Below are 18,248 nucleotides of genomic sequence, written 5' to 3' on the forward strand. Positions count from 1 at the left end.
ACACTTTCAATCTAAAACCCAAACATTGGGTTTCCTCCATTATAAAGGGAAAACGGCTAGTTTTTATGAAACTGGTGTTAAGAATAAATTAAGAATTGTAAATTGTCTTCTTCGGTTGATTCTTCAGGTTTAAATGATGCATAAGAACCGTCCCCATGCCTCAATATCATTGTCAGGATGTCTTCGGCGGCGGTTGCATGGATAAATGTTCTTTGGGAGTTTATTATTTTGTTGAGTTTTTCACCATTATTTTCGAGTAGGTTCGTTACAGTCAGTCTAATTTCCTTTGGGTTTTTGCAGACCACTCCCAAATTGAAAATTTCGGCGAAGGCTGGATTATCCTCTTCTTGACCTGGCAAAGCCCCTGTAATGATAAGCGGTGTATTGGCAGCGATAGCTTCAAACATGACATTGGGGCTTCCCCTGGTAAAAGCGATATCAGATTGCAGCATCAAATCTTGAATATTTTTCGTGAACCCATAAATCTCAACTCGATTACCATATTGGGGCTTAAGTGCTCTCTCCAGCTTTGCTTTAAGTTTTTCATTTCTTCCCGCTACAATTTTTACCGTACAATTGAAGTGATTAAGGAGGCTTTTTGCTATTTTCTCCATGTTTCCTACACCTTCACCCCCGCTCATGATTAAACATTTTAAGGGCTTTTCTTTTCCATAGAGTTCAGGTTGTGGATGGCTCTTACGGAAAAAGCGCGATCGGACTGGAAATCCTAACACCTGTATCTTCTTAAGCGGAATCCCAAACTCAATACACTTAAATTGGGCTTCAAACGTGGGACAAATAATGGTTTCTGCTCGCTTATCCAGCCATAGGGGGGAAATGTTTACAAGGTCAGCGATTAAGGTAATGAAAGGGATTTTTACCTTTTGCTTCTCTAGGATGTTCAAGATGGAGCCATTAAAATTGGGATGAACCGATAAAATCATATCGGGCTTTAAATCGTCAAGAAGTTGAAGAAAATGATCTTTAATAAGTCCTTCAAAAAAATGGTTTACGATGGAAGGTTTTTCAGCTGATAGTTTCCAGATCATTTTCCAAAGTGTTTCGGATTTTCTTGTGAGGGGACCATAAGCTTCACCGATTTTTGACAGTAATGGCTTACCAAGCGAAAACCCATCCACAACATGAATTTTTACCCCATTGAAAGATTTGACTTTTTCACACAGCGCTTCTGTTATGCTTTTATGACCATGGCCTGTATGGTCGGATGAAATAATCAATAATGTCTTATCCATAGTATCAGCCCTTTTTAAGTTTTTTTATTGTTCGTACTATGAGTTCTGACACCTACGTAAAGAAATATGAAAAGAAAGAAGATATGAAAATAGCAAACAAGACGGTAATACCCGTCTTGTTCCAACTTTTTCTTCCTGCTTATTGACCAGAATTGCCATCTTCGTTTTGCGATCCATCATCTTGGGAACCATCGTCGGTTTGTTCAGTGTTCGTATCATCTGTTTTTGAACTGGTATCTGAGCATGCAGTTGCAACTCCGAGTAACATCAATGCTGACATCAAAGCAAATAACCATTTTTTGAATTTCATCTTTCTTCCTCCTTGAATGTTGCATTTTTTATTACAGTCTTATCATACAAGCTTTTGAGGAAAAAAAGAGGCGATTTTCCAATTCTTAACATGAATTAACCGTATCTATAAACGGCTTTAATAGTTTCTATTTAAAATTTACTTATAATTTACGAAACTGGATTTTTGGTTAATTTTCTTTTTTATAATTTCTTACTATAAAAGTTTTTCCTCGACATAAGTTTGTAGTAAAACTCCTATTCCGATATAATGAAAACTATTGATAGCAAGGGCTTCATCGAGTGAGAGTGGGTAAAATATGATTGATATCAGTAAAATTGTTCAAGGGAAAAATTTAACTGAAATAGATGTCCAGATTGTTCAATTTATCATTGAAAATATCGACACTGTTTTGCAAATGGGCGTACGGAAAATAGCAAAAGAAAATTTCACTTCTCCGGCAACTGTCATCCGCTTGTCCAAAAAATTAGGCTATACCGGATTTGTTGATATGTATTATCAGCTTCTGCCGCTTGTTAAAAAAGCAGATTTACCGCAAAGCGGCGTGATGGAGGATTTTTTGGAAATTAGTGAGAAGGATTTTCTAGACCATAATTCACTGGGAGATTTCCAATCCTTTATACACAATGTACTAAACCTTAAGCAAAGCTATATTTTTATTTATGCCACTGGTTTTTCCGCGATTGCTGCAGAATACTTGTATAAAAAATTATTGGTATTGGGCAGAAAAACAATTTTTGCAAGCGGAACTGATTCGGTTGGCGTATTCGAAAATAATTTGGAAGATATCGGGGCTTTGGTTGTCATTTCCAAATCAGGCGAAACACAGCTAATCATCGATAAAATACAAGCAGCCAAAGAGCATCAGATTTTTACAGTGTCATTCACAAAAGAAACAGACAATCGGATCGCTCAGCTTTCCGATTTGAATTTTAAAATCATTGACCACAGCAAACTGGACGACCGAAATATGCTGCCGAACAGCTTTTTTCCGAGTCTTATGCTTATGTTTGAATTTATTATCAAGCAGTATCTTGAAACGATATTGACTAAAAAAGACAGCAACGAGTGAAACGTGTTTCAATGTGTGAAACACGTTTTTTATCTTGTTGAATCTATCGACTCTAAAACGGTTACATTGTATTCTAAACCTGTCGACGAAAACGAATACAAAAACACATACAGGAGGGGAAGGCAAAATGAAAGCGAAAGTCATGGATGGCATGCAGCGCTTTTCAAAAGCGATGTTCATTCCGGTACTTATTTTGCCGATTGCGGGTATTTTAATTGCCCTGGGAAACTTATTAACGAATGTAAGATTATTGGAAGTTATCCCGTTTTTAAATAATCCGATCACAACAGGATTCGGGACCATCTTAACAGGATCATTGGTTTCGATACTTGGTAACTTGGGACTCATCTTTTGTGTCGGGATCACGGTCGGTTTAGCGAATAAAGAAAAAGCTGTAGCTGGATTTACCGCATTGTTAGGCTACCTGGTGTTTGTCAATGCGATGAATAAATTTATGCAGCTGAGCGGGGTTCTTTATGAAGGAGAAACCTTGCAAGGAACTGGACAAACTCTTGTATTAGGTGTGCAAATCCTGGACATGGGTGTGTTCCTTGGACTAATCCTCGGTATCATCACTGCTATGGTCCATAACAAATTTATTGATACAGAATTCAATGGCGCTTTTCAAATTTACGGCGGTTCACGATTTGTCTTTATCGTTCTAATTCCAGTCGTTGTGCTATTATCCATCGCTCTTACATTTATTTGGCCATATTTCCAAACTGGCATTAACAAGCTTGGAACACTGATTAATCACAGCGGAAGCTTCGGAATTTTCCTATACGGAGCATTAGAACGTTTGTTAATTCCAACCGGTCTGCACCACCTTATCTATACACCATTCTTATACACAGAATTGGGCGGTACTGCTGAAGTTGGCGGCAAAGTATTCGAAGGGGCAAGAAATATTTATTATGCGGAAATTGCCGATCCAAGCGTAAAAGAGCTTTCCCCAAGCGTCGTTTGGGATGCCCGCGGTATTTCCAAAATGTTTGGTTTAATCGGTGCTTGTTTAGCAATGTACCATACTGCGAAGCCTGAAAACAAAGCCAAGGTTAAAGCTATTTTAATTCCTGCTGCAGTTACATCTTTTATCGCAGGTGTCACAGAACCAATTGAATTTTCATTTATGTTTGTTGCACCATTACTATTTGTGGTTCACGCATGCTTAAGCGGTTTAGCAATGGTAACATTCCATCTATTTGATGTACGTGCGATTGGACCAAATGGAATGATTGACTTCTTACTATTCAATCTACCGCTTGGAATTCAAAAGACACACTGGCCAATGTACATTTTAATCGGATTAATCTTCTTTGTGATTTATTATGTTGTCTTCCGCTTCTTGATCGTGAAATTTAACTTCAAAACGATCGGAAGAGAAGATGAAGGTAATGAAACGAAATTGTATTCGAAGAACGATTACAAAGCAAAGAAAAGTGCAGGAACTGCTGGTACTCCTGTGCCGCAGGGAAATGACGGAATTGCCCCTGTAATCGTCGATGCTTTGGGTGGAGCAAGCAATATTAATACAGTCACTAATTGTTATACACGACTTCGCTTAACACTGGAGCATCCTGAAAGAGTAAATGAAGATGTGTTAAAAAAAGAAACAGGTGCTAGCGGAGTTATCATCAAAGACAAGAATGTTCAGGTTGTCTATGGCTTACAGGTAAACAACATTCGAAAAGCGGTAGACAGCTACTTGGGATTAAGCACAAACGAATAGAAACTTTTAAAGATAAAAACATGTAACAACTAGAGAAAACAGATTAGTAAAGTAGAAGGGAATGGAGAACATGAAGAAATTTTCAGTAGTAATTGCAGGCGGAGGTAGCACCTATACACCGGGGATTGTGATGATGCTATTGGATAATCTGGACCGTTTCCCGCTTCGAAAATTAAAATTATATGATAACGACGAACAAAGACAAGCAGTCTTAGGGGAAGCACTTGAGATTGTCATGAAGGAAAATGCACCAGATATCGAGTACTCTTTCACAACCGATCCGGAAGAAGCATTCACCGATATCGACTTCTGTTTTGCCCATATTCGTACGGGAAAATATGAAATGCGCGAAAAAGACGAAAAGATTCCATTAAAGCATGGGGTCGTCGGCCAAGAAACCTGCGGACCTGGCGGAATTGCATACGGGATGAGAAGCATCGGTGACATGATCGAGTTGATTGACATTATGGAAAAATATTCACCGGATGCTTGGATGTTAAACTATTCCAATCCTGCAGCAATCGTAGCGGAAGCTTGCCGCGTGCTTCGCCCAAATTCCAAGGTATTGAACATTTGTGATATGCCTGTTGGAACGCTGCGCCGAATATCGCATATCATTGGCAAAGAGCCAAAGGACTTGGAAGTACGTTATTTCGGATTAAATCACTTTGGCTGGTGGACAAGTGTTAAGGATAAAGAAGGACATGAATATCTGCCACAAATTCGTGATTATGTTGCAGAGAATGGCTACCTGACACAAAAAGAAGTGGATACTCAGCATACCGATGCAAGCTGGCAGGAGACACATAAAAAAGCGAAGGATTTGTTAGCAGTAGATCCAAGATTCTTGCCTAACACCTATTTAAAATATTATTTCTACCCTGATTATGTGGTGGAACATTCCAATCCTGAATTCACAAGGGCCAATGAAGTCATTGCCGGCAGAGAAAAGACGGTCTTTTCAACAGCAAGAAATATCATTGAAAGAGGAACAGCAGAAGGCTGTGAATTTGAAATGGGCGCTCATGCAGTGTTTATCGTTGACCTGGCACGTGCCATTGCCTTTAATACACACGAAAGAATGTTGTTGATTGTTGAGAATAACGGTGCGATTGCTAACTTTGATGACGATGCCATGGTGGAGGTTCCTTGTATTATCGGCAGCGACGGTCCAGAACCATTAAGCCAAGGTAAGATTCCTGAATTCCAAAGAGCATTAATGTACCAGCAGGTAACAGTCGAAAAATTAGTCGTCCAAGCCTATATCGAAGGCAGCTACCAAAAACTATGGCAGGCGCTGACACTATCAAAAACAGTACCAAGCGCCAAAGTAGCAAAAGAAATCTTAGACGATCTAATTGAAGCCAATAAAGCATACTGGCCAGAATTGCACTAAAATGATGCATGGGGACGGTTCTTATGCATCATCTGTAAGAATCGTTTCGATGGGTTTTCATAGTAATTTAATATAAGATGAATGAAAGGCGAAAGAAGCGGAGAGCTTTTTCGCCTTTTCATACGGGCATCTTGCGATAGGAGGATAATAGAATGTTTAAAAAGCTATTTGGAAAAAAAGAGACAACAATGACACTTGTTTCTCCGATTACAGGAAAAGTGGTCAAAATTGAAGATGTTCCTGATCAGGTGTTCAGCCAAAAAATGATTGGTGACGGGATTGCAGTTGAGCCAACTGAAGGAGTAGTCGTAGCGCCGATGGACGGTGAGATTGCGCAAATTTTTCCAACCAATCATGCTGTTGGAATTCGCAGCAAAGATGGCTTGGAAATCCTCATTCATATCGGAATGGAAACGGTCGCGATGGGTGGAGAAGGCTTTGAAGGTCATGTAAAACAAGGTGATCAAGTTAAAGCGGGTGACAAGCTTGTTACCTTTGACGTGGAGTTGGTCAAGGAAAAAGCAGAAAGCATTATTTCGCCAGTTGTGATTACAAACTTTGATGCAGTCGACACTTTAACTAAAACGGAGGAAACCTCAGTTACACGTGGGGGATCTGTTCTGTTGCAGGTGAAAATGAAGTAGAAATAAGACTCGTTGTTGGGTTAGAAAGTTGTGTTACAAGAGAACTCTACAAAATATTGCAAAAAGACCAAACGTATATACGTTGGTCTTTTTTTATTACTTTTTCATATCACATCGTATAATTCATAGGATTTCCCTTATGGTGTTTACCAGGGAAAAATCCCATTTATATTAAGGATTTTTCATTAATATTTGTTTCGCTTAAGGCGAATTAAAATGGGCAAGAAAATTATGCTTCTACTTTTGATGGCTGAAGAACGAAATCAACATATGCTTTAGCATTTTCGGCAAGTTCTCGATCTGAGACATGCATAACACCATTTAACACAAACAATGGTAGAAACTTCGTGCCAATGAGATTGCTAGTTTGCTGTAAAGGAGTTGTTAAGGTCTCCATGCTAAAATGATTATAGCCTTTAGGCTGATAAGATTCTTCCGGTCCAAAGGTTGAAATCGCAAGACCTAGTTCTTTACCGTGAAGCTTGTCGCCGCCTGGGCCATATGCCCAGCCGTAAGAGAGCACTTCATCCTGCCATTTTTTTAACAAAGAGGGCGTGCTGTACCAGTAGAATGGAAACTGAAGAATAATACGATCATGTGATTCTAATAGGCTTTGTTCGTGTGCTACATTAATTTTCCCGTCTGGATAAGTCTGATAAAGAGTATGAATCGTAATGTCTTCGTGTTTTTTCAACTCCTGCATCCAAGTGCGGTTAATTCGAGATTGTTCCAAATTTGGGTGGGTGATAATTACAAGAGTTTTCATTTGTAAGTCTCCTTTTTTGATTTCAATTATTGTTTCATCGGGATTTTTTTTATTTGTATATGCAAATGAAAGCTTAAAAAATTTTACTTTTCTTCAAATATAATTTCTGTTTCCGTTTGATTTTCGTACATGCTATAAAATGTATTCGCAATATTTTCAGGTGAGAAATAGGTTCCTTCTTGAACAAACCCTTTAATCGTTAACGTTCCAACATAAATTCCTTTTAGACTCAATTCTTGGTGCAAGCTGTATGCTAAATTTCTAATACCTGCTTTTCCAATTGCTAATGAAGCATAATCAGGATAGGGGTGAAGAGCTAATCCGCCGCCCGTTAACAAAATAGTTCCATTTACCATATGGGGAATTACTTCTTTAACGCTGGTAAGAGCTCCTGCTACACTGATTTTAAAATCTTCCACTAATTGATCCACGCTTAATGTTGTTGGTTTGCCTGGTCTTCCTGCGGCAGCATTGTATAAGAGTACATCAATTTTTCCGTAAGTCTTAATGACTGTCTCAATGGCGGTTTTTAAAGATTCTTCTGAGGAGACATCCCCTGGGAATCCTGTTGCTTCAATCCCATCATTTTTAAGTTCATTTTCATATTTTTGTAATGACTCCATGCTGCGGGAAATAAGAGCAACTTTAAAGCCTTCTTTTCCGAATCTTCTTGCTGTATTTAAGCTAATCCCAGGTCCAACACCGACAATTAGCAATATCTTATCTGACATAACAACAGCCTCCTAGTTTATTTGTATATGCAAATGAGAGGATAAAAAAATTATTGTTCTTTTTCTAGCTTATTGCTTGATTCATGAAGCATTTTACTTAAATCCTTACTGAACTCGCGTCCTAAGACTTCGGAATAGCTGTTAAACAATTCTTTTAAAGACACCCGAAATTGATGGTACACTTTTTCTCCTTCTTCAGTTAAAGAGATAAATGTTTGTTTTCCATCCATTTTTTTGGTGACCAGTTTTAATTTTTCAAGTTTCTCAATAAACCTCGTACTGGTCGAAGGTGCAATGGATAACTTGTGGCATAGTTCCTTCTGCGTGATTTCCGGATGGAAATTCACAATCATAATCATGTAAAGATATGAAGGTGCTAGGTCACCAAAATCAAATGTTTTTTCGGCTAATTTTGTAATGTTACGAGCAAACCGGCTGGCTGTAAAGTAAAGACAATGAATTAATACCTGTTCTTCTTCATTCATTTGATCAAATCCTTATATTCATTTGCATATACAAATTAACACGAAATTACGTTAAGGTCAACTAAATTATGATACATGGGGACGGTTCTTATGCATCATTTTCAAGACTCGCTCGATGAGTCTTCACAGAAATTTAATTTCATTATTATTGAATGAAAGGTGAACAAAGCGGAAAGCATTATTTCGCCAATTGAGATTACAAATATTGGTGCAGCCATCCATCTATCCATTTCAAACTTGAAATTGTCAAAAACAATGAATTTCGATGGATTTATAAAGATAATAGTTTTATCAAGGAAAACTTTTTGCATTAAGGAAACTTTTTAGAGGAATTAAATAATATAAGAATAAAGGGAGTGATAATGGTGTTTCCATCTAAACGAATTAAGAAAAAAATCCTATTACATTCCTACTTATGTAAAGTGTTAGGGATTATTAGTGACCAAGAATATAATACAATTGTAAACAATATCAGTTCTCACGAACATTAACTATAGATGAAAAAGATGTTAAGAACGAAAGGGCAGCTTTTTAATCAGCTTACAATGCAGGGGAGTTAAAGAAGAGAGATGAAAACCAATCCATCTCTCTAACAATGAAACTACTGTATCCAAAGTTTAAATAATCCTTCAGTTACCCCTAGGTTGTACATGTAAAATATCCCAAACACGATACTAATCAAGCCCGTAATTTGAGTAAGTGATTTATTTAGCCCAACTTTTTTGGAGCTAAAAACGAAAGGAATTCCTATAATTGTGGTAAAGAAAAGCATTCCAATTATGGTTCCTACACCGAATATAAGGATATAAATGGCCGCTTCCCAAACACTATGAACGGTACTCATAGTTAAAAGAACCATAGCACCGGATCCTGCAAGACCATGAATTAAGCCAATCACCATGGACTTTAAGTATGAGACATTTTGATGTTTATGTTTATGCCTGTGTTTGCCCATATGAGTATGAGAGTGAACATGTTTATGATCTTCTCCATGGTGTTCATGCTGATGTATGTGGATACTCTTAAATGAAAGGACAGTTGAAACTCCGAGATAAACAAGCATGATACCAACTAAAAATTCTAATGACATCGCCCATTTTTCAGGTATTTCGCCTTTCATAAGAATAATGATAATCCCGATAATAAATAATGTAGCAGTATGACCAATTCCCCAGAATACTCCTGCTAAAGACGAACGTAATAATTTTTTACTTTGACTAGCAATGGTAGATACAGCAATCACATGGTCTGGTTCTATTGCGTGCTTGATACCCAGCACAAATCCTAAAGCAAGAATGGATAGAAAACCTACCTCCATTAAATAACCTCCTTAAAAATAGTAAAAAGCAAACACCATATATTTGTTTGTTGGATGGAATTTCAAAAGAATTTAGAATGGTTATAAGCATTAATCAATAATATCATAGAATGGATTATCTTTATTGATAAAATTGTTAAATGATAATCAACAATTTTTATAGATTTGTTGAGTAAACAACGAAATGAGTTTTTTTAACCATTGAAAGCATCTTGGTTCTATTTATAATGATAAACAGACGTTGATTAATCTTGCTAAGAGAGAGCCTAGTATTAATGAATAGAACACACTAATTAATTTTACTATATCGGTGTGCCTCTTTTATTAATGATATGTTAACTTCAGGCATTCCCTATATTAGCGAGAATCTTAAATAATAAATTTAAACAAACGGGGACAATAAATTAGGCAGACGTCGGCGCCCTTGTAGAAAGGATTAACTAAATAGAAAGATTTGTCTATAGGAGGAAACCAATAGATATTCATGATTTCTTAGCACACTTAAACCAAGGTAAAGCAGTTGAGGGCGGTTCGGAAATGCACCAGATGATGCACAATCTTTCGCAGGAAGCATTGAAGTTAACCGCCGAGCTGAACGGACATTATCATACTCCGGAAGAAATTCGAGAATTGTTTTCTCAGTTGACAGGTAAACCGGTAGATAAAGCATTTGCAATGTTTCCTCCTTTTTATACAGATTGCGGGAAGAACATCACTGTCGGCAAAAATGTCTTTATAAACTCGGGCTGCCGGTTTCAGGATCAGGGCGGCATTACGATTGGTGATGGTGTTCTCATCGGACATAATGTCGTGTTGGCTACTCTTAATCACGACATTGATCCGAAAAAACGCAGCACTATGCATCCTGCACCAATTGTGATTGGTAACAATGTCTGGGTTGGAGCAAATGCCACTGTAGTCCCCGGTGTGACCATTGGTGATGGTGCCATCATCGCAGCAGGTGCAGTTGTGACCAAAGATGTACCTGAAAATGTCATTGTAGGCGGTGTGCCTGCTAAAAAGATCAAAAGCATCGAAACCTAATAGAAGCAATTCTGTTTTTTTAATAAATTTAAAAATACGTATGAGACTGAGATAAAAGAGGGCGTCTAAAAGCTTTGACCTGCTTTTTGGACACCCTCATTTTTTTTATTGACCCCTATTCCAGGTTTCTGTCCAACAATGCCCCCGTCTGCTCTGCCATCACACGAGCTGACAAAGGCATTCCATTCTTGAACCACCATTCCACTGCCCCAACGACCGCTGAACCAAAAAATTGAAGAATAACATCTTCACTTAATCCTTGATTTTTCCCTTCGGTTGTCTCCACTTCAGCTCTAAACTCTTGAATAACTAAATCGAGAAAACGACTTCGGAAATAGGGTGCACCTTTACTCGCTAACATCGTTGAAAAAAATAAATAATGACGCTCAAAGTATTCGTACCAGACATAATTTCCTTCTTGAAACGTCATCTCAGCCGCCAATTGGCATAGTTCTCGGAGATTGTCCATATGTTCTTCAATCATCTTATCCAAGAGGTCGTATTTATCGGTGTAATGAAGATAGATGGTTCCTCTATTAACATCTGCTCTGTCAGCAATATCCTGAATGGTAATGTCGTCAAAGCTTTTTTCAGACATCAGTTCGGTTACAGCATTTTTGATTGCTACTTGGCTTTTGGCTATTCTTCTATCTACTTTAGGCATTTCATTCACCAGTCTTTCTAAGATAATCAACAATTTTAATTGATTTGTTGAGTAATCAACGAATTGCGTTATTTTAACCATTGAAAGTATGAAGGACTTTTTTATAATTATAAACAGTTGTTGATTAATCAATCAATATTAATTTTTTAAGCAGCATGTTTTACTAGATCTTGGAATATTAAAAGTAAACTTTCTTCAAACTGGAGGCTTAGTTATGGACCGCATTGAAAAGAGCAAAGAAAAATATAAACAGCTATTCGGAAATGGAGTACCAGTCGCATACGCTACTGATCCTGATTTTCAGGACATCCTTAGCCGCTTCATTTTTGGGGAAGTGTTCTATCAAGGAAATCTGGATGACAAGCAACGTGAACTTATCACTTTAGTAGTTCTTACTACTAACCAAACGCTGCCTCAGCTCAAGGCACATGTAGCTGCCACACTGAATGTCGGTCTCACACCTGTAGAAATCAAAGAGGCCGTTTACCAGTGTGCTCCATACATTGGATTTCCAAAAACATTAAACGCCATCAATGAAGTCAATGAGGTTTTCCGAGCAAAGAATATTGCATTACCAATCGAAAGCCAAAAGCAGGTGGATGAAGAAAATCGCTTTGACAAGGGACTATCCGTACAAGTAGAGATTTTTGGTGAGATAATCGCAAAAATGCGAGAGGCTGCCCCCGTAAATCAAAAACATATGCAGGATTATCTTTCGGCTTTCTGCTTTGGAGACTTTTATACCCGTGGTGGACTCGATTTGAAAACGCGGGAATTGCTGACACTGTGCATCGTAAGTAGCCTGGGCGGTGCTGAAGGCCAAGTAAAGTCACATGTGCTTGGTAACAAAAATGTAGGCAATGACAAGGAAACGTTGATCACTGCCATCATTCAATGCCTCCCATATATGGGCTTTCCGAGAACACTGAACGCATTAGCTTGCATCAATGAAATGATTCCAGAAAGTTAAGAAAGTAGAATAGGGGATTCCGCATATTATTTGCAAAACTTTTATCCGGCAGGACTGAAGAGTTTTATTTGATGACAAGGTACAAAAAAATATAACAACTCAAAGGAGACAAAAGCATGTTTAATGAAACTTATAAATTATCAAATGGTGTAGAAATTCCAAAATTAGGTCTTGGTACCTGGCTGCTTGACGATGCACAAACAGCACAGGCAGTGCGTGATGCGGTATCTATCGGATATCGTCATATTGATACTGCTCAGGCTTATATGAATGAGGCTGGTGTAGGTGAAGGAATTCGTTCCTGTGGTGTTGCAAGAGAAGAACTTTTCATCACGACAAAGGTTGCAGCAGAAGTAAAGACCTATGATGCAGTAACAAATTCCCTGGATGAGTCTTTAGCAAAGATGGGACTGGATTACGTTGACCTTCTGATTATCCACAGCCCACAGCCTTGGAAGGAGTTCCGTGAGGAGAACCGTTACTTCGAGGAAAACAAAGAAGTATGGAAATCTTTGGAGGATGCTTATAAGAAAGGCAAGGTAAAGGCAATCGGTCTTTCTAACTTCCTTCAGGATGATGTAGAGAATCTTCTTGCAAGCTGTGAGATCAAGCCTATGGTAAATCAGGTATTGGCACATGTGAGCAATACTCCTTTTGAACTAATTGATTTCTGCCAGAAGAATGACATCCTGGTAGAGGCATATTCACCTATTGCACACGGTGCCGTTCTGGATAATGCAGAAATTAAAGTAATTGCAGATAAGTATGGAGTATCTGTTGCTCAGCTTTGCCTGCGTTATTGCTTACAGCTTGGTCTTGTAGTCATTCCTAAGACGGCAAATCCGGATCACATGAGAAACAATTTAGTGCTTGATTTTGCTATCAGCGATGAAGATATGGAGACTTTGAAGAATGTAGAGCACATCCAGAATTATGGTGAGCATAGCTTCTTCCCGGTATTTGGCGGGAAATTAAATTAAAAAGGAGATTTATAATGGAAAATCGCACAGTAGGAAAAACAGGAATTAAAGTTTCAAATTTATGTTTTGGTGCCATGTCTTTTGGCGGGGACGCTGATGAAGAAAAATCTAAAGCAATGTATAAACGTTGTCGGGAAGCTGGTATCAACTTTTTCGATACTGCCGATGTTTATGGGCGTTCCGAGGAAATTTTAGGAGAATGTATTGCACATGAAAGAGACGAAATTGTTTTAACGTCAAAAGTGTTCTGGAACACGAGTGCTGATGTGAATGCTAGAGGATTGTCCCGAAAACATGTGGTGCAAGGTATTGAAAATAGCCTGCGTCGGTTAAAGACGGATTATCTTGATTTTTATTTCGTTCATGATTTTGACGAACAAACTCCAATGGAGGAAACGCTTCGGTCACTCGATGACTTACAGCGACAAGGAAAGATTCTCTATCCCGCAGTAAGCAATTGGGCAGCATGGCAAATCACAAAAGCATTAGGAATTTCTGCAAAAGAACAACTTGCTCGTTTTGAATTAATCCAACCGATGTATAACCTGGTTAAACGCCAAGCAGAGGTGGAAATTTTACCAATGGCTACTTCCGAACAAATGGGTGTTATTACTTACAGCCCGCTTGGTGCTGGACTACTATCAGGAAAATATGGAGTGAATAAACGTCCTGAGCAGGGCCGCCTGGTACAAAATGCCCGCTATGGTGACCGTTACGGTGCTAATGAAGATTATATTACGGCTGAACAGTTCACCAAATATGCACAAGAACATAATGTGAAACCTGCAACTCTAGCCGTTGCTTGGGTAAAAGCAAATCCTGCTGTAACTGCTCCAATCATTGGTGCACGCAATTTGGATCAATTGGAAGATTCTTTAGCAGCTGCCGATTTTAAAATGACAGAAGACATGTACGCTGAAATCTCCAATTTATCAAGAACACCTTCACCTGCAACGGATCGAACAGAGGTATTAACAGGTAAATGGAGGTAAGAGTTATAAACTCTTGATGAAATGGAATAAGAAGGGTGTATAATGAATACACCCTTTTTTTACGTTAAAGGGCTAGGGGAGGGAATTAGAAAAAGGTTATGGTTTATTTATTACTTATTTTATTTGTTTTACTAATTTTCATCTTATTGTTTATCAACATAAGTCCAGCTTTCGGTAGCAACCCAAGTAAAAAACAAAAAGAGCAATTTAGTCAGTTGACCAATTATGTGGATGGTAAATTTATCAATCCAGAACGAACAAAGTTAAATATGGGCGCAGCGGATTATTTCTCCATGCTTGAGGAAAATATTTCCGGTGCTAAAGACCGTAATCCTCAAGGTCAAATTCCTGTTTCTGAGATCGATTGGAACCAAATTAAACGTGAGGAAGATAGTTTAACTTGGTTTGGTCATTCTGCTTTTTTACTTAGTATTGATAATAAAAAGATACTCGTAGATCCCATGTTAGGTCCAGTTGCTTCACCTGTTTCGTTGGTAGGAAGCAAACGTTACAGCGAAGATATGCTGCATCTTATTGATGAAATGCCGCCAATTGATGCTGTTTTTATTACTCATGATCATTACGACCACTTAGATTATCCATCTATTAAAAAATTAAAGAACAAGGTCAATCATTTCTACGTTCCTCTTGGTGTAGGTGCACACTTGATCGATTGGGGAGTTAAAAAAGAAAAAATAACAGAATTAAATTGGTGGGATGAATCAAAGTTTCAAGGCTTAACGGTAGCATTCACTCCTTCCAAACACTTTTCTGGCAGAGGACCGTTAAATAGAAATTCCACCCTTTGGGGCGGTTGGGTCATTCTTGGACAAAAGACGCGTTTCTATACAAGCGGAGATGGTGGTTATGACACGCATTTTAAAGAAATTGGCAAGAAATACGGTCCATTTGATCTTACTTTAATAGAAGGTGGACAATATGACCGTCGTTGGTCTTGGGTTCATATGACACCTGAACAATCTGTTCAGGCCCATTTAGATGTAAATGGTAAGAATATGATGTTAATTCACTGGGGAGCCTTTACCCTTGCTTATCATGGTTGGACAGAACCGATAGAACGAGCAATAAAAGAAGCCAAAAAATCAGGAGTTAATTTAATTGCTCCTAAAATTGGCGAAACAGTTCCATTAGATGGGAAGTTCTCCATTCCTAGCTCCTCTTGGTGGACAAAATTAAATAAGTAGGTAAAAAAGTTGAAAAGAACAACTAAAAATGGCACAATCCTTTATCATTAAGGAAAAAAAAGTGACTATTTTTAAGGATGAAAGACGTTACTGGACTCGCATTTTATAGACGAGTCCTATTTTTATTGTGATAAGGATTGTAGACCTATCTTTTTTCGTTATTTATATACTTCTCGACATAAATAGATTTATTCTCAGCCGCTATCTAGTAAAAAGGTTTGTCATAATGGATGAATCTGTAGATTTTTGTAAAACTATTGAAGTTTACTAAACTATTAAATTAAATGATAATTTACTGGAAATCGCTTACAAATATTAAGGGGGAGTACGATGAAACGGAAAAAAACGATGGCTGCTTTGTTAACGGCGGGATTAATTTTGAGTGTCAATGGTGCCTATGCCAAAGGACCGGAGGCAGGTGTACCAAACACCAATGCGGCATCCGCATTTGATAACAAGATTATCAAAAAAATAAGTGCTGACAACATGTATAACCACATTGCCTATTTATCAGAAGTTCCTCGCCAGGCAGGGACTCCTGGAGAACTTAGAGGTGTTCAGTACATAGAGAGCCATTTTAAACAATATGGCTATGAGACAGAGGTGCAGCCTTTCCCCATCTATACTGTTGTTAGAAATAACGTCAGTGGCTTATTGGAAATTGGCGGGGAGAATTTGAAGCCCTATGTGTTTTCTGGTTCGTACAGTGGAGAGGTAACAGCAGAATTGGTGGATGTGGGTAAGGCGCTAGCGGGTACGGTGCCTGACAGCGTAAAAGGGAAAATCGCCCTGATTGAACGAGGCGACATCACCTTCGTCCAAAAGGTACAAAATGTTTTTGATAAAGGTGCAGTTGGGGTTGTGATGTACAACAATACCGGTACATCGAACGAGTTTGGCCAAGCTACTTATGGTCAAAATATTCCTGCCGTTGCGATTACTAGAGCCCAAGGTTTGGCACTGGTAGAGAAATTGAAAAACGGCACACTAACAGCCCATATTAAAGTCACAGGATCTGGTGTGGAAGAAAAAACCTCCTATAATGTAATCGCCAAAATGAAGCCAAATAAAAACAAAGACACCGGACAAGTTGTTATGATTGGCGCACACCATGATTCTGTTCAAAACGGACCGGGAGCGAACGATGATGCCTCCGGTGTATCAGCTGTCCTGGAGCTTGCAAGAGTCATGGCCGATGCACCGACTGATACAGAGCTTCGCTTTGTGACATTCGGCTCTGAGGAACTGGGGCTGTTAGGTTCCTACCATTATGCAGGGACATTAAGTGCTGATGAAGCTGACCGCATCGTGGCCCACTTCCAAATGGATATGATCGGAAGCAAAGATGCCGGCGGCGACAATAAGGCGAACGGTTTAATCATGTATACCATTGATGGCAAGAAAAACTTGGTTACTGATCTTGCTTCCGCTGCAGGTGACAGAACGGCATTGGGCGAAGTCGTTCCGTATGGCCAATTGGGACGAAGTGACCATCAGCCATTCCATGAACTAGGCATACCGGCTGCTTTATTCATTCACTCCCCGCTCGAGCCATGGTATCACACACCTGCTGATACGTTAGACAAAATTGACAAAAACAAACTGCAAGAAACAGCTGAAATTGTCGGTGCTTCCGTCTATCAAATTGCTCGTCCGGACACCCCGGCCCTACAACATTCAAGAGTAGCACCGCAACCGGTCGACTACGACTTTGAAAACCGCCCACCGGGAGCATAAATCGAATAGAAGAAGTGGTTCTTTCAATGGTGCCTGACATCGCCCGCAGACAAACCTGGTGCTCATCTCCATTGGAAGTATCACAGCGAGAACCCCGATTAATGTCGGGGTTTTTTGTGGATTTATTATGACAATAACAAAGCCTTCTCAGAATTATCGATAACGTCTATTAAATATATAAAATTTTGCGCCATCACAATCAGTGCATGGTATGTGGCAGGTATTGTCACTCTCATCTCACAAAATGCGGGAAATCCAGGAATTTTACTTATCGGCTTGGTCATTATTTTTGCTTCCATTGTAATCGCAGTTTTTGCAACGGTTCTTCAAAAGCTTTGTAAAAACGCAGTTGATATTAAATCTGAAAATGATTTAATGATCTGAGCTGGAAAACTTTGTTGATTATTATTAAGATAGATGTATCGAGACCCCATTTTATTGAATCTCATGTGATTAACAATAATTACAAAGAGTAAGCCTAAAAGTTACACTTTAAGGAAAGGAAGATTTTCAATGAAGAACTCTTTAAAAGAAAATGCAGTGTCGTTTTTGCAACTGGTTGCGTCGGGGGAAGTGCGCGAAGCATACAGTAGGTACATTAGTCCAGATTTTCGCCATCATAATCCTTTTTTTCGTGGAGATGCTGACTCTCTAATGCTCGCAATGGAAGAGAATGCTGTCCACAATCCTAACAAAAGCCTAGAAGTAAAACGTGTCATTGAAGATGAGGAAATGGTTGTAGTTTACTCCCATATAAAACAAAAACCTGATGACCTTGGGGTGGCAGTGGTCCATATATTCCGCTTCCATAACGACTCTATCGTTGAATTGTGGGATGTGGGTCAGCCCATACCGGAGAATTCTCCCAATGAAAATGGCGTGTTTTAAGCAAGTATATTGTAGCAATGCAAACGAAGACCATCCAAATGGATGGTCTTTTGACCGTAGGAAA

Annotated in this window: 18 protein-coding genes and 1 pseudogene; 12 read left to right on the plus strand and 7 right to left on the minus strand. The window is 38.8% G+C overall.

Annotated elements, in window-relative coordinates:
- Nucleotides 1-77 precede the first annotated feature (77 nt).
- Entirely contained in the window at nucleotides 78-1,253 is a 1,176-nt protein-coding gene (locus tag ACFPA1_RS19795; RefSeq protein ID WP_378584923.1) for an MGDG synthase family glycosyltransferase, read from the minus strand.
- A 139-nt stretch (nucleotides 1,254-1,392) separates the two neighbouring features.
- Nucleotides 1,393-1,563, minus strand: a complete 171-nt coding sequence (locus ACFPA1_RS19800) for a hypothetical protein (RefSeq protein WP_213145550.1) — start codon at nucleotides 1,561-1,563, stop codon at nucleotides 1,393-1,395.
- Between the two features lie 298 nt (nucleotides 1,564-1,861).
- Between ACFPA1_RS19800 and ACFPA1_RS19805 the strand changes: the two genes are divergently transcribed.
- The 4 genes from ACFPA1_RS19805 to ACFPA1_RS19820 all read left to right on the plus strand — a co-directional run bounded on the left by ACFPA1_RS19805 (nucleotide 1,862) and on the right by ACFPA1_RS19820 (nucleotide 6,404).
- Nucleotides 1,862-2,635: a MurR/RpiR family transcriptional regulator gene (locus tag ACFPA1_RS19805; RefSeq protein WP_213145551.1), complete on the plus strand. Its 774-nt coding sequence runs from the start codon at nucleotides 1,862-1,864 to the stop codon at nucleotides 2,633-2,635.
- Between the two features lie 127 nt (nucleotides 2,636-2,762).
- Nucleotides 2,763-4,364, plus strand: a complete 1,602-nt coding sequence (locus ACFPA1_RS19810) for a PTS transporter subunit EIIC (RefSeq protein WP_378584925.1) — start codon at nucleotides 2,763-2,765, stop codon at nucleotides 4,362-4,364.
- 70 nt (nucleotides 4,365-4,434) lie between these two features.
- Nucleotides 4,435-5,760, plus strand: a complete 1,326-nt coding sequence (locus ACFPA1_RS19815) for a 6-phospho-alpha-glucosidase (protein WP_378584927.1) — start codon at nucleotides 4,435-4,437, stop codon at nucleotides 5,758-5,760.
- 152 nt (nucleotides 5,761-5,912) lie between these two features.
- Nucleotides 5,913-6,404 carry a PTS sugar transporter subunit IIA gene (locus tag ACFPA1_RS19820; RefSeq protein WP_213145554.1) on the plus strand — a complete coding sequence of 164 codons (492 nt, stop codon included), beginning with the start codon at nucleotides 5,913-5,915 and terminating at the stop codon, nucleotides 6,402-6,404.
- Between the two features lie 229 nt (nucleotides 6,405-6,633).
- Here ACFPA1_RS19820 and ACFPA1_RS19825 read toward each other — a convergent pair whose 3' ends face one another.
- From ACFPA1_RS19825 to ACFPA1_RS19840, 4 genes are all read right to left on the minus strand, one after another.
- Nucleotides 6,634-7,170 (minus strand): NAD(P)H-dependent oxidoreductase, encoded by a 537-nt coding sequence (locus tag ACFPA1_RS19825; protein ID WP_378584929.1) that lies wholly within the window; start codon nucleotides 7,168-7,170, stop codon nucleotides 6,634-6,636.
- Nucleotides 7,171-7,253: 83 nt separating this feature from the next.
- Nucleotides 7,254-7,901, minus strand: coding sequence for an SDR family oxidoreductase (locus ACFPA1_RS19830; protein ID WP_378584931.1), 648 nt, complete (start codon nucleotides 7,899-7,901; stop codon nucleotides 7,254-7,256).
- A gap of 50 nt (nucleotides 7,902-7,951) precedes the next feature.
- The gene (locus ACFPA1_RS19835) at nucleotides 7,952-8,386 is read right to left on the minus strand and encodes a MarR family winged helix-turn-helix transcriptional regulator (protein WP_213145557.1); all 435 of its coding nucleotides are present in this window, start codon (nucleotides 8,384-8,386) and stop codon (nucleotides 7,952-7,954) included.
- A 601-nt stretch (nucleotides 8,387-8,987) separates the two neighbouring features.
- Nucleotides 8,988-9,704, minus strand: coding sequence for a sulfite exporter TauE/SafE family protein (locus ACFPA1_RS19840; protein WP_378584932.1), 717 nt, complete (start codon nucleotides 9,702-9,704; stop codon nucleotides 8,988-8,990).
- 537 nt (nucleotides 9,705-10,241) lie between these two features.
- Here ACFPA1_RS19840 and ACFPA1_RS19845 point away from each other — a divergent pair.
- Entirely contained in the window at nucleotides 10,242-10,748 is a 507-nt protein-coding gene (locus ACFPA1_RS19845) for a sugar O-acetyltransferase (RefSeq protein WP_378584933.1), read from the plus strand.
- 115 nt (nucleotides 10,749-10,863) lie between these two features.
- Here ACFPA1_RS19845 and ACFPA1_RS19850 read toward each other — a convergent pair whose 3' ends face one another.
- Nucleotides 10,864-11,412 carry a TetR/AcrR family transcriptional regulator gene (locus tag ACFPA1_RS19850; protein ID WP_378584934.1) on the minus strand — a complete coding sequence of 183 codons (549 nt, stop codon included), beginning with the start codon at nucleotides 11,410-11,412 and terminating at the stop codon, nucleotides 10,864-10,866.
- A gap of 214 nt (nucleotides 11,413-11,626) precedes the next feature.
- On the opposite strand from ACFPA1_RS19850, the gene ACFPA1_RS19855 reads away from it, so the two are divergent.
- The 7 genes and pseudogenes from ACFPA1_RS19855 (at nucleotide 11,627) to ACFPA1_RS19885 (ending at nucleotide 18,184) form a co-directional block, all read left to right on the plus strand.
- Nucleotides 11,627-12,382, plus strand: a complete 756-nt coding sequence (locus ACFPA1_RS19855; RefSeq protein WP_213145561.1) for a carboxymuconolactone decarboxylase family protein — start codon at nucleotides 11,627-11,629, stop codon at nucleotides 12,380-12,382.
- Nucleotides 12,383-12,498: 116 nt separating this feature from the next.
- Complete coding sequence (locus tag ACFPA1_RS19860; protein ID WP_378584936.1) at nucleotides 12,499-13,362, plus strand: aldo/keto reductase; 864 nt, start codon at nucleotides 12,499-12,501, stop codon at nucleotides 13,360-13,362.
- 14 nt (nucleotides 13,363-13,376) lie between these two features.
- A complete protein-coding gene (locus ACFPA1_RS19865; protein WP_378584938.1) occupies nucleotides 13,377-14,354 on the plus strand; it encodes an aldo/keto reductase in 978 nt (325 codons plus the stop codon).
- Between the two features lie 98 nt (nucleotides 14,355-14,452).
- A complete protein-coding gene (locus ACFPA1_RS19870) occupies nucleotides 14,453-15,559 on the plus strand; it encodes an MBL fold metallo-hydrolase (RefSeq protein ID WP_378584939.1) in 1,107 nt (368 codons plus the stop codon).
- Between the two features lie 330 nt (nucleotides 15,560-15,889).
- Nucleotides 15,890-17,296 (plus strand): M28 family peptidase, encoded by a 1,407-nt coding sequence (locus tag ACFPA1_RS19875; protein WP_378584941.1) that lies wholly within the window; start codon nucleotides 15,890-15,892, stop codon nucleotides 17,294-17,296.
- A 123-nt stretch (nucleotides 17,297-17,419) separates the two neighbouring features.
- A pseudogene (locus ACFPA1_RS19880) lies at nucleotides 17,420-17,680 on the plus strand (DUF2975 domain-containing protein); the annotation flags it as partial.
- A 129-nt stretch (nucleotides 17,681-17,809) separates the two neighbouring features.
- Nucleotides 17,810-18,184, plus strand: a complete 375-nt coding sequence (locus tag ACFPA1_RS19885; protein ID WP_378584943.1) for a nuclear transport factor 2 family protein — start codon at nucleotides 17,810-17,812, stop codon at nucleotides 18,182-18,184.
- Nucleotides 18,185-18,248: the final 64 nt, after the last annotated feature.

This window comes from Neobacillus sp. GCM10023253, from assembly GCF_042653105.1.
Lineage (GTDB): Bacteria > Bacillota > Bacilli > Bacillales > Cytobacillaceae > Neobacillus > Neobacillus citreus.

Coding starts and splice junctions, on each gene's coding strand:
- ACFPA1_RS19855 (WP_213145561.1), top strand. CDS start 11,627: ATGGACCGCATTGAAAAGAGCAAAGAAAAATATAAACAGCTATTCGGA.
- ACFPA1_RS19820 (WP_213145554.1), top strand. CDS start 5,913: ATGTTTAAAAAGCTATTTGGAAAAAAAGAGACAACAATGACACTTGTT.
- ACFPA1_RS19805 (WP_213145551.1), top strand. CDS start 1,862: ATGATTGATATCAGTAAAATTGTTCAAGGGAAAAATTTAACTGAAATA.
- ACFPA1_RS19840 (WP_378584932.1), bottom strand. CDS start 9,704: ATGGAGGTAGGTTTTCTATCCATTCTTGCTTTAGGATTTGTGCTGGGT.
- ACFPA1_RS19830 (WP_378584931.1), bottom strand. CDS start 7,901: ATGTCAGATAAGATATTGCTAATTGTCGGTGTTGGACCTGGGATTAGC.
- ACFPA1_RS19825 (WP_378584929.1), bottom strand. CDS start 7,170: ATGAAAACTCTTGTAATTATCACCCACCCAAATTTGGAACAATCTCGA.
- ACFPA1_RS19800 (WP_213145550.1), bottom strand. CDS start 1,563: ATGAAATTCAAAAAATGGTTATTTGCTTTGATGTCAGCATTGATGTTA.
- ACFPA1_RS19815 (WP_378584927.1), top strand. CDS start 4,435: ATGAAGAAATTTTCAGTAGTAATTGCAGGCGGAGGTAGCACCTATACA.
- ACFPA1_RS19845 (WP_378584933.1), top strand. CDS start 10,242: ATGCACCAGATGATGCACAATCTTTCGCAGGAAGCATTGAAGTTAACC.
- ACFPA1_RS19795 (WP_378584923.1), bottom strand. CDS start 1,253: ATGGATAAGACATTATTGATTATTTCATCCGACCATACAGGCCATGGT.
- ACFPA1_RS19850 (WP_378584934.1), bottom strand. CDS start 11,412: ATGCCTAAAGTAGATAGAAGAATAGCCAAAAGCCAAGTAGCAATCAAA.
- ACFPA1_RS19885 (WP_378584943.1), top strand. CDS start 17,810: ATGAAGAACTCTTTAAAAGAAAATGCAGTGTCGTTTTTGCAACTGGTT.
- ACFPA1_RS19860 (WP_378584936.1), top strand. CDS start 12,499: ATGTTTAATGAAACTTATAAATTATCAAATGGTGTAGAAATTCCAAAA.
- ACFPA1_RS19870 (WP_378584939.1), top strand. CDS start 14,453: ATGGTTTATTTATTACTTATTTTATTTGTTTTACTAATTTTCATCTTA.
- ACFPA1_RS19810 (WP_378584925.1), top strand. CDS start 2,763: ATGAAAGCGAAAGTCATGGATGGCATGCAGCGCTTTTCAAAAGCGATG.
- ACFPA1_RS19865 (WP_378584938.1), top strand. CDS start 13,377: ATGGAAAATCGCACAGTAGGAAAAACAGGAATTAAAGTTTCAAATTTA.
- ACFPA1_RS19835 (WP_213145557.1), bottom strand. CDS start 8,386: ATGAATGAAGAAGAACAGGTATTAATTCATTGTCTTTACTTTACAGCC.
- ACFPA1_RS19875 (WP_378584941.1), top strand. CDS start 15,890: ATGAAACGGAAAAAAACGATGGCTGCTTTGTTAACGGCGGGATTAATT.